This is a genomic window from Candidatus Poribacteria bacterium, from assembly GCA_021295715.1.
In the GTDB taxonomy this organism is placed as follows: domain Bacteria; phylum Poribacteria; class WGA-4E; order WGA-4E; family WGA-3G; genus WGA-3G.
In genome coordinates, this window is sequence record JAGWBV010000064.1 from 1 (window position 1) to 15,417 (window position 15,417).

General features: G+C 45.3%; 10 protein-coding genes. 3 read left to right on the forward strand and 7 right to left on the reverse strand.

The genetic code is table 11. The features are described from left to right. Nucleotides 1-21: 21 nt before the first annotated feature. The 4 genes from J4G07_15750 to J4G07_15765 form a co-directional block, all read right to left on the reverse strand. Nucleotides 22-2,310: a DUF262 domain-containing protein gene (locus J4G07_15750; GenBank protein MCE2415445.1), complete on the reverse strand. Its 2,289-nt coding sequence runs from the start codon at nucleotides 2,308-2,310 to the stop codon at nucleotides 22-24. Nucleotides 2,311-2,346: 36 nt separating this feature from the next. Beyond that, complete coding sequence (locus tag J4G07_15755; GenBank protein MCE2415446.1) at nucleotides 2,347-3,183, reverse strand: phosphoadenosine phosphosulfate reductase family protein; 837 nt, start codon at nucleotides 3,181-3,183, stop codon at nucleotides 2,347-2,349. Between the two features lie 84 nt (nucleotides 3,184-3,267). After that, complete coding sequence (locus J4G07_15760) at nucleotides 3,268-6,753, reverse strand: hypothetical protein (protein MCE2415447.1); 3,486 nt, start codon at nucleotides 6,751-6,753, stop codon at nucleotides 3,268-3,270. Further along, nucleotides 6,746-7,597: a DUF4007 family protein gene (locus tag J4G07_15765; protein ID MCE2415448.1), complete on the reverse strand. Its 852-nt coding sequence runs from the start codon at nucleotides 7,595-7,597 to the stop codon at nucleotides 6,746-6,748. Before J4G07_15765 ends, J4G07_15760 begins: the two co-directional genes overlap by 8 nt. A 1,599-nt stretch (nucleotides 7,598-9,196) precedes the next feature. Between J4G07_15765 and J4G07_15770 the strand changes: the two genes are divergently transcribed. From J4G07_15770 to mutY, 3 genes are all read left to right on the forward strand, one after another. Continuing rightward, nucleotides 9,197-9,913 (forward strand): hypothetical protein, encoded by a 717-nt coding sequence (locus J4G07_15770; protein ID MCE2415449.1) that lies wholly within the window; start codon nucleotides 9,197-9,199, stop codon nucleotides 9,911-9,913. Nucleotides 9,914-10,170: 257 nt separating this feature from the next. Beyond that, nucleotides 10,171-10,890 (forward strand): formylglycine-generating enzyme family protein, encoded by a 720-nt coding sequence (locus tag J4G07_15775; protein MCE2415450.1) that lies wholly within the window; start codon nucleotides 10,171-10,173, stop codon nucleotides 10,888-10,890. A 279-nt stretch (nucleotides 10,891-11,169) separates the two neighbouring features. Continuing rightward, a complete protein-coding gene (gene mutY, locus J4G07_15780; protein ID MCE2415451.1) occupies nucleotides 11,170-12,255 on the forward strand; it encodes an A/G-specific adenine glycosylase in 1,086 nt (361 codons plus the stop codon). 333 nt (nucleotides 12,256-12,588) lie between these two features. Here mutY and J4G07_15785 read toward each other — a convergent pair whose 3' ends face one another. From J4G07_15785 to J4G07_15795, 3 genes are all read right to left on the reverse strand, one after another. After that, entirely contained in the window at nucleotides 12,589-13,539 is a 951-nt protein-coding gene (locus J4G07_15785) for an aldo/keto reductase (protein ID MCE2415452.1), read from the reverse strand. Between the two features lie 114 nt (nucleotides 13,540-13,653). Then, nucleotides 13,654-14,280: a DUF1080 domain-containing protein gene (locus tag J4G07_15790; protein ID MCE2415453.1), complete on the reverse strand. Its 627-nt coding sequence runs from the start codon at nucleotides 14,278-14,280 to the stop codon at nucleotides 13,654-13,656. A gap of 447 nt (nucleotides 14,281-14,727) precedes the next feature. Further along, entirely contained in the window at nucleotides 14,728-15,306 is a 579-nt protein-coding gene (locus J4G07_15795) for a hypothetical protein (GenBank protein ID MCE2415454.1), read from the reverse strand. Nucleotides 15,307-15,417 lie beyond the last annotated feature (111 nt).

Below are 15,417 nucleotides of genomic sequence, written 5' to 3' on the forward strand. Positions count from 1 at the left end.
TACCAGTTAAGGCTGGATATATTAGTAACCAAGCCAAGGTGCTATTACGTCCCAAGCGAGTTCGAGAATGTTTTTTGAGCGTTCTTGGATAGTTGGCTTTTTCCACTGGGTCGCATTAGTAATAGGATCTAGCATGTCAAGCCGTACTTGTTTCTTGAGTAAATTTTCGGTGCGCTTCGGGAAAGTTAAGCCTTCTTTCTTCGCTTGTTCAAATTGACTTTTTCTTTCTGGTTCTGTTTTTGCGGCTAACGCACGGTAAAATAACTTTTTCTTAGTCCAAGAGGCGTTACCAACGCTTGAATTTTCCTTTTGAGGAAGGAGAATAATGTTTCCTATTGTATGGCGAGTATATTGCTGCCTGTAAATTTCCTCATCCCAACCACTATCGGGCTTTGCATCTGGAGCAACGTGTTCAACGGTTGCATATTTACTGTTTTGCCATTTACTAAAGTTAAGATAGGCTAATTGATCACTGGGCGTTATTCCATCGCGTGTAAGAAGACCTGGATTCTCTTGATCCGCCGTAGCATTATCGGAAGCCGCAAAGAGCAAGAACCGACACAAAGGTTTTGCAGAACTGGCTAGGGGTACTTCACATACTCGAGAAACCCAAGTTTCCTTATTATCCACTCCGATACGCGGAGCTTCCAAATATTCTCTCAACATCTTCTTGAGATCATCTAAACTGAGAAGCGAATTTGAATAATCTAATCCAGTACAAAGTGTTCCCATCATCTTTCTAAAGTCGGTATCAATTCCTCCAGTAGTCCCTGTTATCGAGCGCCTTAGGACGAGAAAAGCGGTTAGTGCCATCACAGCGTCAGCGAAAGTATCCTCGTTTCCATCCTGCTGATATTGTGCCCAATATCGTGTCATTATTGGAAGTGCTAAACTTGTTTTCATAGCAGATATAAACGCGCAGCATAGTTTTAGTCGATCGCTCGTGTCGTTGGGATGGATACTGTTGAGATATTGGATAGAATCACGATTCCAATAGGTTTGCCTAAATTCTGCTATATCCGCCAACGATTGAACGATGATATATTTAATGTTTGAATTCACTGTCCCTTGAAATTTTTCTCTCAAATAACTACGCTGAGCAGCAAGGTTCTCTGGTAACTTATGGCCTTCAAGATGTAAGGCAAATGTAACCAGTAATTCTTTTGCCTCCTTTTGTCTTTTATCAATTTCAAAATGGTTTAAGTTCTCTTCAAGTCTTTCAAATTGTTTTGCGCTTTCAGTTCTACTAAAATTTGTATTCCCATTTTCACGTTCAAAACTCATTACGAGAGGTTTAAAAGTCTGAATAGCTGTCAGAGGTTCACCAGTTGTATTAAGAGAGTCAAAAATATCAAAGGCAGCATCTTCGTCACTTGTCTCAATCCGCATTAGAACAACTGATTTCAACATGTAATGAGAAAATAGCATAAGTCGGACAAAACCATGTGAATCGGAATTACTAACTATATCTGAAATTGCAAGGTCCTTTTCTGTTTGGTCAGACAGCGTATCCAATTTTTTAAACAAATTGCTCAATCCAGCATTCCGAAAAGCATCATGGCTAATCTGATTGAAATCTAGATCACTTTGCTCTGTAGTGTCTGCCATATCATTTCCTTTATAAATGCCTAACTCAACTTGTTTTTTTATATACTCATAGTTTTGAAAAAATCGAAGTGTATCAGCACTATCATTTGTTTGAACTGGAGAGAAAGCAGAGTAACTTTGTAAATAGTAATCGTCAAAATCATGCAAGAATGTGGCAATTACAGAATCATATTTTGCCTCAGGGTGGCTAAATGCCCGGTTATCATCTTGAGAACGAACTACACGAGGGAACCCGGACGTTCTACCACTGCTGCGAAGTTGGCCTATAACACAGTCATATAGCCTTTCACGAATAAACTTAATCTCCTTTTTTATCCAATTTATCGTAGGTTCTTGAAGACTGTTAGTGTTGTCTTTTTGTAAGTATAATTCTTCGGTTAAAGCACAACAAATGAGGATTAATGTTATTAATCTCTGCTGTCCATCTACTACAGAGAGTGAAGTTCCATTAAATGAAGATTCAGACTCCTCCTTTACAAGAATTAATGTGCCAAGGAAAGTATATGATTCATTATTAGATATGGAAAGATTATAGAATCTATTTAGGCAATCCTCTAGGAGCCGTTTTATGTTATCCTCGTTCCAATCGTAGGTCCGTTGATATTCAGGAACGCGAAAACCTACGTTTTCATTATAGCAAGTCATTGTGCCCTGAAAATGATCAGATTTTGCTGAGTAAATTTCTGAGACTGGTTGTGGCACGTAGTATCTCCGTATAATGAGTCCTAAAGCGAATTATTATTTGTGACAAATCAAACAAGGCTCCTCATCATCCTCATCATCGTGGACATCGGTTAGGATTTCTATCAAACGGCGGTTCGGTTTCGCTGTTTTCTTGGATGCCATTGCTTTTTCGGTATTTGCCTTGATTTGTGCTATCCGTTCTGGATCTGACAATTCTTCTAAACTTTCGCCTTGAATCCACGTGAACCGTTCACCTGTCTCTTCATTGAATTTCTCGTAACCTTTGGCGAGTTCAAAGAGGTCTGGATGTTCCTCTAACAGTCCTACCCATTCGGATTTGCGTTGGAAGAAACAGAAGTAACACCCAGAGCGCGTCCGCCACTGGTAATAATCAGGCAAACCGAGTCCGCTTTCCTCCAGAATTCGATAGACATCCTCTTTGGTGATACCGTCTTCTTTGAAAGGGTACTTGGGTTCAATGTTGCGGAGGGAGGCGGTTTTCAGCGGTTTATAGCCGACACGGTCCTCGTCGGCGCGGATAGCGACGTAGTTATACGCGCTATCTTCGCCAACGTATTCTTCAAAAGGTTTGATTTTGAGGTTAACGGTGCACCAGCGGACTTGAGACGACGGCAGCAACCCTCCATAAAGCGTCAGCCAATGATCAAAATCGCGGTTCTTATTTTGGTCGGAGTCCATGTTAAGGCGGACAATTGGTTTGCCGAGGAATACCTCTAATCTATCTAAAAATTCATAAGTCTCTGGTAGTTCCTTGCCGGTATCAGAAAAGAAGTATTCCATTTCTGGCACCCTGTCCCGCATGTAAACAGCGAGTGCGGAACTGTCTTTTCCACCGGAAAGACCAAGCAGATGGCGTGTCTTTTGTTCCATTCTTTCTCCTGAGGTAGGCATTTTATTGAGGACTGCTACATTTTGAGCATAACATATATGTGCCAAAATGTCAAACTGTGTTTTCTATTCTTCCTCTTGCATCAATTTTTGTGAAATACGCGCTAAAACCGCGAGACGAAATTCAGAATTTCCATCAACGTCAAATTTATCAAACACTTGTTCAATTTCGTGTTCTATTTTATTCGCTTGTTCTTCAGCTGTGGAAGATAAAGTAACGACCTGCTCCTGTTCAGGATGGTTAGGTCTCGTAATGCCTATCCGAATTGGCTCGCCTGTTGGTGATTCAGCGTGCGCCCGTTTTTCATAAGAAATTGCTTCAAAATGTCGGAACTTCCTTGCAAGTTGAGACAGGTTAATCTCAAATTGAGCTTTGTCTATGTCGTGCCACGATGTTGGTGGCTTTTTGGCAAGATACGTTGCGATTGCTTCGATCCAACTCGTGAAGTCGTGACCGCCGCTACAAACTTGGATTAAAAATCCTTTGAGTTGTGTCTCGATCGTCACTGCAAATAGAGGTTCAGCTCTATCAGCAAGTTCTGCTCGGAGTTCTTCTCTATTTGGTATTAAGTTAAAGGCTTTCACGAGCATCTGCTCTATGGCATTCAACAGGACATCATAAGCTTGTTCTAACTCTGATAGTGCGTCTTGCAGTGTGTTGAAAAAATCCGAAACAGTATTTTCGTCTGTTGCTGTTTCTGCACCAAAGGACGGAAAATCGAGTGCTTTTGGGATCTGTTTAAAAAGGAGTTCGTCTGGCTCACGCGCGTCCTGAATAACTTTGCGAAGATTTTTGGCATTATCGCTTAATTCTTGTGTCCCTAAAGTGTACTTTGGGAGTTGAGCGATAAAGCGCATCAGTGGGGAGACCACCATTAACAAATCCGTCTTCTCAGTTTCCACACGGTAGTTGAGCATCTGCAAAAGTTGTGAAAACACGTCTGTACGGATGCCAGTCATCCGGAATCGCTTCAAATCAAATTGTTGCGGTGCTTTAAGCAGTCTTTCAAAGACCGGCATTGACCAGTCTGCTATAAAGGATCCGTTTTCGTAAAGTGCGATTTCTGTTTTATAGTGGAGCATCACGGCACACAGAAGAATAGGCAGTGGGCCCTCCCTAAGACCTAATGGTGGATTCTTGAGTTGTTGATAGAGATCTACAACAGATTGTCGGTCGCTCTCACACGCTTCAAGAAATTCCTCAATAGCGTTCCATGTATGTGCTATTCTGTTTCTGTCATCTATTTTTGGTGGATGAAATCCCCACACACTTTCAACCTCGCGGTGTACCCCTGTATTCCATAGGAGAGAACGATAGATACTCATTTCGGGTGGATAACCAGTGATACCAAGGTTTTCTTGATCGCCGTTTTCAAGCATCGCTTGAATCAATTTTTTTCGAGCTGTAGTTGCAGCACCGGAGATTTTACGCCGATTAATCAGTTCATTTCGGATAAGGGGAGTTTCATTGTAGACATCGTCACAGATTCTTGACAGGTATGTGTTTCTTGCTTTTGTGGAGTTAATACCTGTAGGTTGCCCTTTGTGATACCATGTGCAAAAATCTTCGCTATTGTCGCCAAAAATTTCTGTTAACCGATTAGATACTTCACGTTCTGATTCTATCATACGTATGGAGAGTTCGCGTCTTGCGACCGCATCACCGTCGAGTTCAGGTGTGTTTCCATCAATCCAGTGTAAGTAAGCAAGTTGAGTAACGGCATCTCGTAGAAGACCTATGGAGCGCGGGATCCCAATCAACACTTCTTTTCGATTTTCAGCGTTGCTATCGTTTGCTTTTTCAATGAGTTTTGTGACTTCTTTTTCACTTGCGGGCAGTGCATAGAGAACAAGTCCGTCTTCATCGCCGAGAGGCTCTCTCAAATCTGTGTCAAAATTCTCAAGGTCGGTGTATCGAACGGCAAAGTAGCGCAAGGTGCCGGTTTGGAATAGGTGTCGTCTTGCAACGAGTGGGTTTGTCGGCATGTAACGAGATAAGTCAGTAGCAAGGGCGACTTTAGTGTCAATGTGTGCGGCTGCATCGCGAAGTCTAACCTCAATGTCGATATCGCTCCCTTCCCAAAGTGCGTAAACATTGTTGTAACTACGGTAGGTGATTATTGAGCGTCTTTTTAAAGTCGAAAGTGTCCTTTTAAATTCATCTGCGAATTCTTCTGTGTTATCATCTAAGGCATAATAAAGCAACTCCTCTGAGGCTTTCAGATTTGGAATTGGTTCGTTAGCAATACCGAGTAACCCAATGGTTTTAATGAGTCGAACTACCATAGGAGAAGGGTCGGCTAATTGAGTTATAGTAGATTCAATCTCTGCCCATTTTTTACCGGTTTGCGAAGTGTAGAGACGATTCCCGTGTGTAGTGTTAAGGTAGTCGCAAAGATCAGCCAACGAAAATGTAGGTAAAAAACTGCTTTTGTAGTGTTGAAGAGACAAAAAATCTTGTAGTCCGTTCGGTTCGCTTGAGCTGAGGAAAGCAAAGAGGGAGCGTTCATTTTGCGCGAATCGTCGGAAAATTGGACCAATAAGAAGTGCCACTGTCGGATGGAGCGGTAGACAGTTCTCCAATAAATGAATAAATTCGTTCTCGTCAAATTGACGCGGTTTAAGTCCGAGGTTGATTGCTGGTTTGAGAATGTCTTTCCCGACAACATCTGAACGTTTCTCCAGTGCTGTCCCGACTAAACGAAGCACATGTTCGGTGGATTCTAAAAAGGCGATATCCTCGAATCTTCCTTGAACTTTTGTCCACTCTTCTTGTTCCGATTTACCGGCATGTTCCGCATAGAGTTCAAAAGCCTGATGGAGAATTGTCATCAAAAAGAGTGGAGTTTTCCCGCTTCGGTCTGCAAATTCGGCAAGTGTCTGTAGAACAAACATGTCCCCTTGCGTCGGATGTTGCGTAGCGTACTCAAGAAACTTCCCAAGTTCATCGATCACTAACAATAAACCCCGCCCGCCCTTTTTCTTGATAGAGAGCGTTGCAGACTCAAAAAGATGTGTAATTTCAGATGCTTGCAGAGGAGGGTCATTAGCAGTGATTTTCAATAGTTTTCTGATTTTTTTCGGGAGTGAGCTATTAGACGGGATTCCAAAACTCTTAAGTCCGTTCTCTAAACCGTTCAGCAAGGCAATTGAGAGTGGTGAGCGTTCACCGGAGATAAGTACCGGACAGAAATCTGATAGGGGTTTTCCATTACCATTTGTGGTTGTGAATCTTTCATACAACGAAACATCTCCACGCTTCAACAGATCTAAAGCCTGTTGCGTTGTGGGCGCGTCGGAGTCTCCGAGCAGCTTTGCGGCGAAGAGAGCAAATGCTGATTTTCCTGACCCGTAGGGACCTGTAAGGGACCATGCCTTTGATGCCTTTTCATTTTCGAGCGTTGAAACGACGCGTGATAATGTGTCTCGTGCAGTAGCGGTCAAAACGTATCCATCTAAGGCGTTCTCCGTATAGAAGTCGCGTTCGAGATGAACAGAACGCCGAAAACGCCCTTTAACCTGAAAAATATCTGATAAGGGGACGTTAAGCATAATACCTCGCTAAAAGTTCCATTGGATTTAAATTTCCATCTCGATAGACCTGTTTCAAGTCGGCAGTTTCATCATACCGTAATACTTCATTCGTAAGATGTTCAAGCCTTTCAAGATACAAAACCATCGTGTCTTCATCTAACCTGAAGATTCGTCCTGGACTTAGCGGTGCGTACATGAGGTCTCTAAAAGGCATTACTTCCCCTTCAGGAAAACTCGCATCCCAAAAGGCAAGCAACGTTGCTATAACAATCTCAATTGGTAGTGTTTCCTTTTCACCCCGCTGGAATTCATACCTATTTCTCTCTGGCAATTCGGTCATTAATTTGAGATCTACGAGCGGGCAGTCAAATGTCTCCTCAGCTATCGCAGCATTAGCATTATGGCGTGAATGACAGTAAGTTCGGATGAAGCAATTAACATCCCGTTGAAGTGTAGTATCGGAGATAGATCGAACGGATTCTTTCTGTTGTTGTGTCCACTCGGATAATTCCTTTTTAAATGTGTCGGGTGTGAATTGGTTATCCCTTGAGATATTAAATGCCCAATACCATGCAGTTGCCTGATTGATATTCGTTGCGATTTGCAAGTGAATTAACCATAAAGTCGCTGGATCATCAAGGTATGGATCGAATCCCTTTTTGTCGTCAAAAATAGCCTCACCGAGTTTGGTTGGGGTCAAACTTCCGCGTTGAGGGTCATCAACTTTTTTGATGAGTTGGGCAACGGTGCACCAGTGTCGGATAGATGCCACCATGTTTTTTCCAACACCTAAAACGACGGAAGCGTTTTCCGATGAAAATATGGTTGGATCTTCTGTAACCGCATCAACACCTTTTTTCAACCACGTATACCGAAAAGGAAACGTTTGGTGGCCCGAGAAAGACGGATTTGTCAGGTATGGTGAAGTTGCGTGTTCGGCAAGTAAAAGGTTCTCCATATTACTTATTATACGATAAATAGTCAAAAAAAGAAACAGGATTTTACAGAGGAGGCTGGGAAATTTCACCAGCGAGTAGCGAGTATAAAGTAGATGGTGTGTCGCGATCGGGAGATCGCTCCTACAAGTTATGTTCGGTGAATTCCAAGCGAATCTGAAAGCTGAGTCCAGAAAGAATGTTTTGCAAATTATCCAAGCGAGGTTCCGGTTTAGAAGCGAGTATATCGTTGAGATGCTCAGGATTAACCTTTGCCCTTTCAGCAAGTTTTCCAATCCCGCCTTGTGCCGCGACAACATCATACAGGGCTGTCCAGAGGGCTTCTGTATTACCATCCTCCTTGTAATCTAATAGGGATATCTACGAGGTCTTTCAGAAGGTCATATCTAAAATGGGTCGTTTGCTGAAGTAAAGTTTCCGTGTTCATATCCGTTTGGTGTGATATAGTTTCGGACCTCTCTGGCGATGATTTTCATATCTTAAGTATAATATATTCGTGATGCGTTGTCAAATTATGGGTCATTGGGGGTGGGTAAAGTTTTTGGCATTAGACCTCTGCCTTCTCTTGTAGGAGGGGTTTCTAAACCCGATTTTGACCTGTTTTCTCTTCAACCCCGTAGGGGTGTCATCTCTGTAGAACTTTTATGGACCCCAACACCAAACCCCGTAGGGGTGACATCTACAACCTTTGACAAAATATTTACACACCCGGTTGAGGGTTTTCGGTTGGCTATCAGAGACTACTAGTGCTGTGTCAAGTTGAGTTTGATAGTATTGTAAGTTGGATTGAAGGGATTTTCCCTGTAGGGGCAGTCCCTTGTGGCTGCCCACATCCATCATTTTAGGAGTGACACAGCACTAGTTTGTCAACGTTATTTTGATTTTTTGTAGGTGTTTTTGATTGGGTATTTCCTGCGGGTAGAACGGAGTGAAACCCGTGACAGACTACTACAAAGAGATGAGAATTTCACAATAAGCGTTTGAAAGGGTTGTTTTGTTGAAATAAAAATAACATATTGATAAATAGTGGCGTTAAAATGTTACACCAACGCTTAATGCCAAAAACTTTACACATTCAGAAAAGGCTTGATTTTTTCTACACTATCAAGTATAATACTTAATTAAGTTTATAGTAATTAAGTAGGTATCCATTGTGAAACCCCACATATCCTGTGCCTACTGTCTCAGTTTCGTGAGGAAACCGATATGGCGAAAGCAGCACAAACCTATCTCACGCTTGGAACTGAAAGCGATTTTCCGAAACAGAGACACCCTTTAAAGGGAGGCTTACTCGACGAATCCGAAACGCAGATCCGAACTGCTAAAGGAAACCGATAAAAACCGAAAAGACGAAATATTTCGCTGTAATTCGCAGCATTTCGCAGCACTTCGCAAGAAAGGAAAACCATGAACACAGAACACCAAACTGCTAAAGGAAACCGATAAAAACCGAAAAGACGAAATATTTCGCTGTAATTCGCAGCATTTCGCAAGAAAGGAAAACCATGAACATAGAACACCAAAACAAAAAAACCCAGTTACCAGAGTTGCCACGCTTCATTGAAGAGAAGCCCATTGTTTATGACGATGAACACCTTGAAGAAATCCGAGAGACCGCAGCCTTGCCACCGATCCATTTCTCACCCGACGAGATCGAGTTTGCCATCAGTATGTTTGCCAGAGGGTTCGCCCGTGGCGATGTGGTTACCTGCCTCATAGAGACTTTTCCAGAACGCCAAGAGCAAGCCGATATGGAGCCTCATTTTCGCAAACGCTTATCAGATAGACTGCGAACTTGTGACCCCACCAGTGCCGTCTTTGCGCAATCTCGATACAAGACACTTTACGATCTACACCAAGAACACGTCCGTCAGACACTCGGAAATACTTATCACCGGATAGACAGCCGGTTAAAAGAAACACTCCTCGAACGTGTTGAGGCGCAGACGGATCGGTTAGAAAAGATTGATACCCGCATAGACCACCTACACCAACTCAATAGCCGTTACCAGACGGAACACGCAGATGCCAGAATGCCGGAGGAACAGGATGACGCTTTCCAAAGGCTCCAAGCCACAGATCAGTCGCTCCTCAAGTGGTATAACGTGCGGATGAAGGAAGAACAGCAATTGATGAAATTATTTATCTCTCTCAAAACACTGGAGGCAAAACTATCAGGCATCGCAAGCCTACATGCCACATATACGCCCCAAGAATGGTAAAGAGCTACCCCAATTGCCATTTGTAGCACAAACTTTCCAGTTTGTGTCTTTAGTTTTCCACGACGGGACCGTCATAGCGATTCTGTTGCCATTTGTAGCACAAACTTTCCAGTTTGTGTCTGTCGATGCGAAAACTAAAATTTTACGCTACGGGACCTTCGCGGTCCATCAATGCTTTTCACTGAAAAATGGAGTTCGGACATCCGAAATCTTGTCTGTAGCAACTTGCGTTATTTTAGAAAGTTTACACGCTTACCATGCACATCGAAACACTTGATTACCCTTTCATCCATATCCCCGCTGGAGCGTTCATAATGGGAACGATTCCGACCGGAATGCGGAAAACCGATCCAGAGGAACCGCAACGGAGCGTTCTGCTCGATGCTTACGCCATCGGGACGTATCAGGTCACGAATGCCCAATACGCGCAGTTTGTTGAGGAGACAGGATACCCACAACCGCTGTTCTGGGACGATGCGCATCTCAATGGACCCGATTTTCCTGTCGTCGGTGTAAGCTGGCACGATGCGACTAATTTTTTGGCATGGCTCAGTGAGTGTGAAGGCATGGCGTATCGCTTGCCGTCGGAGGCGGAATGGGAGAAGGCAGCACGAGGGACGGATGCGCGGGAGTATCCCTGGGGGAATATCTGGGATGCCAGTCGAGCGAATACATCGGAATCCGGGAATAAACGATTGGTGCCGACTGGGAGTTATCCGTCGGGTGTGAGTCCTTACGGGTGCTACGATATGGCAGGCAACGCTTATGACTGGTGTTTCGATTGGTTTCACATGGAGACGTATAAGTACTCGCCTGCGGAGAATCCGTTGGGCGCGAGTGAGGGACGGCGGAAGGTAATTCGCGGGGGGGCGTGGATTGCGCGCGGAGAGTTCGCTGCGCGGTGTGCGAACCGTGCAGCGTATGAACCGATCCGCGGAATTCACAGTGTCGGTTTTCGGATTGCCATGGATATGTAGAATGGCGGTCAGCAGTACCACAGGAAAGAAGCTCACTGAGCCCCGGAGGGGCGGCATCTGTGTAGAAATGTGAGCCACCCCACACAAAAGCCCCAGCGGGGCGGCATCTGTGTAGAAATGATCTGTAAAGGTGCTATGTTTATAGGATTTCAAAGGTTTCCGTGTATCAATCCGAGAACCTCTATAATCTGAAAATCCTTGAATCCCGTAAATCCTGATTCAGACAATAAGTGCTCCGCGAAATCTGTAAAATCCGCCAAATCCGCGATTGAGATAAATATGCACAAAAAACCTTTACGCAAACACTACCAAGATTTTCGGGATGCGTTGTTGGCGTGGTTCAAGGTCTACCAACGCGATATGCCGTGGCGACACACAAATGACCCTTACCGAATTTGGGTCTCCGAGGTGATGCTCCAACAGACACAGGTCAAGAAGGTGGTGGGATACTATGAGCGGTTCATCGAACGGTTTCCAGATGTCCAACACTTGGCAGCCGCACCGCTACAGGATGTCTTGAAGGTGTGGGAAGGTCTGGGGTATTATGCGAGAGCACGGAATCTCCATAAGGCAGCACAGGTCGTTGTGAATGAGTTGGGCGGGAAGATACCGCTGGATTATGCGGCCTTTCGGAAGTTGCCGGGGGTCGGGGATTATAGTGCAGCAGCGGTACAAAGTATCGCTTTTAACGCGCCGTATGCAGCTGTAGACGGGAATATCAAACGCGTCCTGGCGCGTCTGTTTCTAATGGAGTCCCCGATTAACGATCCGAAGTCGGCGAGGTCGTTTCAGCAGAAAGCGGATGAACTCTTGGATCCGAAGGCACCGGGGTTTTTCAATCAGGCGATGATGGAGTTGGGGGCAACAGTGTGTCGTCCGCAATCGCCGACCTGTCTCGTCTGTCCCGTGAATTCGTTTTGTGAGGCGTTCCACGCCGCGCGGCAAGACGAGTTTCCGTATCGGCGCGAGACGAAACCTGTCCCAGAACACCATCTCGCTGTTGGCGTTATCTATAAGGACAACGAGGTCTTACTTACGCAGCGGCAACTCGATGGTCTGCTCGGTGGACTCTGGGAGTTTCCGGGTGGACAACTTGCTGAGGATGAAACCGCCGAAACGGCGTGTGTCCGACACATCGCTGATGCCGTCAATCTTTCTGTTACCAACGTGCGGTTCCTCACGCGTGTCAGGCATGCCTACACCCATTTCAAGGTCGTTGTGGATGTTTTTCAGTGTGACTATCAAGCGGGTGAGGTGGTTCTGACGGGTCCACGGGATGCAAAGTGGGTCGGGGTTACGGCACTGCGGGAGTATCCCCTCCCACGTGTGACGCATAAGTTCTTGGAGAAATTGATTGGGAAGTAGCCATTAGCTATCAGCGGTCAGCAGTCGGTTGGCAGGATAAAAAACATTCGGTAATTCTGCAAAAGACAATTGTCAATCACAGAAGGTCTCTATCCTGCCAATCCTTGAATCCAGTAAATCCTGATTCAGACAATTAACACCGAACATTACGAAAATAAAGGCTTAATCTTCATCAAACCACACCTACTGATCGCTGATCGCCGACTGCTAATTGCTAATTGCTAATTGCTAATTGCTAATTGCTAATTACTAATTGCTAATTGCTAATTACTAATTGCTAATTGCTAATTGCTAATTGCTAATTGCTAATTACTAATTGCTAATTGCTAATTACTAATTTGCCCCAAAACGTGCTTCGTATTTCTCCCAGACTTCATCGGGTAGCGGTGTGCTGGCGGCTCGAACGTTCGCTTCAAGCTGCTCGACGTTGAGGCTACCGATGTTGTTGCCCTGAATCCGTTCTTCTTTCAGACAGAACTGAAGCGCGAGTTGAAGCAAATTTATGCCTTCTTCAACGCACCACTCCCAAATTGGGTATGCTGCTGCAACATCACCTTCTTTTTTCCAGCGTCCTCTTTCAATCTCAGCGTCAATATCGACACCTGTGAGGATACCGCGCAAGATCGACCAACCGTTCATGACCCCGATGTCTGCTTCAGCAGCAGCAGGGAGGATGTCGTCAGCGGCGTTCTGCCGGATGAGGTTGTAGTCGTTGAAGCAGAGGATAAGGTCAACATCGCCTGTTGCCATCGCCTTGAGATGGAAATCGTGGGGACGCATCCCGTATCCGAGGTGGCGGACAAGTCCACGCGCCTTACATTGGAGCAAACCGTCGAGCGTGCCTCCCTTTTCCAGCGTCGGATCAATCTCGCCTGGGTCGTGGATAAGCATACCGTCGAGATAGTCTGTGCCGAGAAGTTCGAGTTGGTCCTCGAGGTCGGCGATTGCGCGTTCGGCGGAATAATCGGGTCTGCCTTCTCCGTAGCCACCCCACTCCGCAGCGGAATGGCAACAGAGTCTCCCGGTAATGATAACGTCCTCACGCGGGATCTCCTTCAACGCCAGACCGAGTTTCCGCATTGAATCCCCATAACAGCGTGCACAGTCGAAGTGGTTCACACCGATGGACACCGAGTGTTTAACGAGATCCACAGCCTCTTCGTCTGAAACGAAGCCGAAGTTGTTTCCAAATCCCTGCGTCCCGAACGGAATAACCGGAATACTGAGTTCTGTTCGTCCGAGTCGTCGCCTCGGAATTGTGGGAAGATCTTGATTGGTTTCCATAAAGTTCCTCTCTGTCAATTGGGTGTCAGCGGTCAGCAGTCGGTAAGAGGATATCGTTAAACGAAAACTTCTTAACTGATCGCCGATTGCCGATGGTTTCCGATAGCCATTCCTCTAATATTTGTCCGAACCCTCAAGTGGGAGGGAGACTGCCCAGATGTTCCGGTACCGAACGTCATTGCCATGGTCTTGCAGTTTCAGTGGACCCGGTGTAGAGGCTTCTGAATCGATACTTCCGCCGGTTGTGCCAGCGAGTTGCGCGTTGTTGATGATGACCAAGCCGTTCTGAATAACAGTTATCCGGGGACCTTCAGTCATTTCGCCTGCATCGTTGAAGCGGGGTGCCCGGAAGGTAATATCGTAGGTCTGCCACTCAAGCGGTGGTTTGCAAGCGTTGACGAGCGGTGCGAACTGGTTGTAAATTGCGCCGCAATCGCCCATTCCGGGGACTTCGATGCCGTAAGAATCCAAGACTTGGACTTCATATCTGCCTTGAAGGAAGACACCGCTGTTGCCTTTTGCCTGTCCTGTTGCTTCAGGCATATCGGGACATCTAAATTCGACATGAACGAAATGATCCGTGAAGGTTTCCTTGCTGATGACATCGCCGCTACGCGGGACGACAAGCATTGCGTCGCCTTCGACCTGCCAACCCGGTTCGCTCCCATCTAAGCTTGTCCAATTGCTGAGGTCTGTGCCGTCAAAGAGGATGACAGCGGATTCTGGAGGAGTTTGTGTCATGAGTTTTCCTTTCGCATGCTATGCATGAGCAAATTGATGTAATGAAAATACAACTTTTTTATTTTAACGCCGGTTTGAAAATAAACTTGTAGGTTGGGTAGAGCGGTAAACACCCATAGAAAGCCGGGTAATATGAACAGATATTTCGTTTTTCAAGACCACTTTCTGTATCAATATCAAACTCACGTTATTTTAACGAAATTCGCTTTTTTGTCAAGGGATTATGGGTTTCACGGCAAGGCTATTTAGTTTTTCTTTTTTATGAAGATTTTGAACCCCCCGGTCCGGTAGGTGCGGTTTCCTAACCGCACCGGATCCGCTCAAAGTCCATAATTTCTTAAAACTGAATGGCTCTGGGTTTCGGCAGAGCCATTCAATTGTCACGAACCATTTTTGTGGGAGGGGTTTGTAACCCCGATTCTTGCGAAAACTAAATGACGCTGGGTTTCACGGTTGAGATGGGAGTGCCTGAAGGACGGGAATGACGTAACTGTGAATCGTCCGACCTTCAACTATATCTGTCTCCGCTCTGGATTCCGGATTTTCACGATAATCAAACACCACAGAGTAACCTTCTGTTGCGTTTTCTGACTTAAGGTATGCTGCGAGTTGTTGTTTGCCTGCCTGATAATTTCGTTCGCTGCGTCGGACCTTTGTTTCGACAATGTAAGTCTGTCCGCTGTGCGAAATGACGAGATCGGCTCTGCCTCGTCCGGTTGGAACTTCCAAATACATGGCGGCACCAACGATTTTCACAAATTCATCGAGATATGCGAAGAGGAGGTATTGCCCGACGAATTCTTGCGGGGTATCCGGGACTTGGAGGATTCTGAATCCTGCGCGGGCGATGAAGTCTTTAAAATTTTCGATGAGTCGCTGCATTTGAAGCTGCCCCGTCAGTGCGATATATTCTGAGAAGTCGATAGAACTGTCTTCAGGGAAGTATTCGTCCTCAAGTCCGTTTATAAGGGATTGGAATGCCTGCAAAACTCGGTACAAATAGATTGGATTGAGAATTTGACACATTCCGTTTTCATCTGGTCCGATGATACCGTAAGTCGCTAGTGCTGTGTCAAGTTGCGTTTGATAGTATTGTCAGTTGGGTTGAAGGGATTTTCCCTGTAGGGGCAGTCCCTT

Coding starts and splice junctions, on each gene's coding strand:
- J4G07_15785 (MCE2415452.1), bottom strand. CDS start 13,539: ATGGAAACCAATCAAGATCTTCCCACAATTCCGAGGCGACGACTCGGA.
- J4G07_15790 (MCE2415453.1), bottom strand. CDS start 14,280: ATGACACAAACTCCTCCAGAATCCGCTGTCATCCTCTTTGACGGCACA.
- J4G07_15755 (MCE2415446.1), bottom strand. CDS start 3,183: ATGGAACAAAAGACACGCCATCTGCTTGGTCTTTCCGGTGGAAAAGAC.
- J4G07_15770 (MCE2415449.1), top strand. CDS start 9,197: ATGAACATAGAACACCAAAACAAAAAAACCCAGTTACCAGAGTTGCCA.
- J4G07_15760 (MCE2415447.1), bottom strand. CDS start 6,753: ATGCTTAACGTCCCCTTATCAGATATTTTTCAGGTTAAAGGGCGTTTT.
- J4G07_15795 (MCE2415454.1), bottom strand. CDS start 15,306: ATGTGTCAAATTCTCAATCCAATCTATTTGTACCGAGTTTTGCAGGCA.
- J4G07_15775 (MCE2415450.1), top strand. CDS start 10,171: ATGCACATCGAAACACTTGATTACCCTTTCATCCATATCCCCGCTGGA.
- mutY (MCE2415451.1), top strand. CDS start 11,170: ATGCACAAAAAACCTTTACGCAAACACTACCAAGATTTTCGGGATGCG.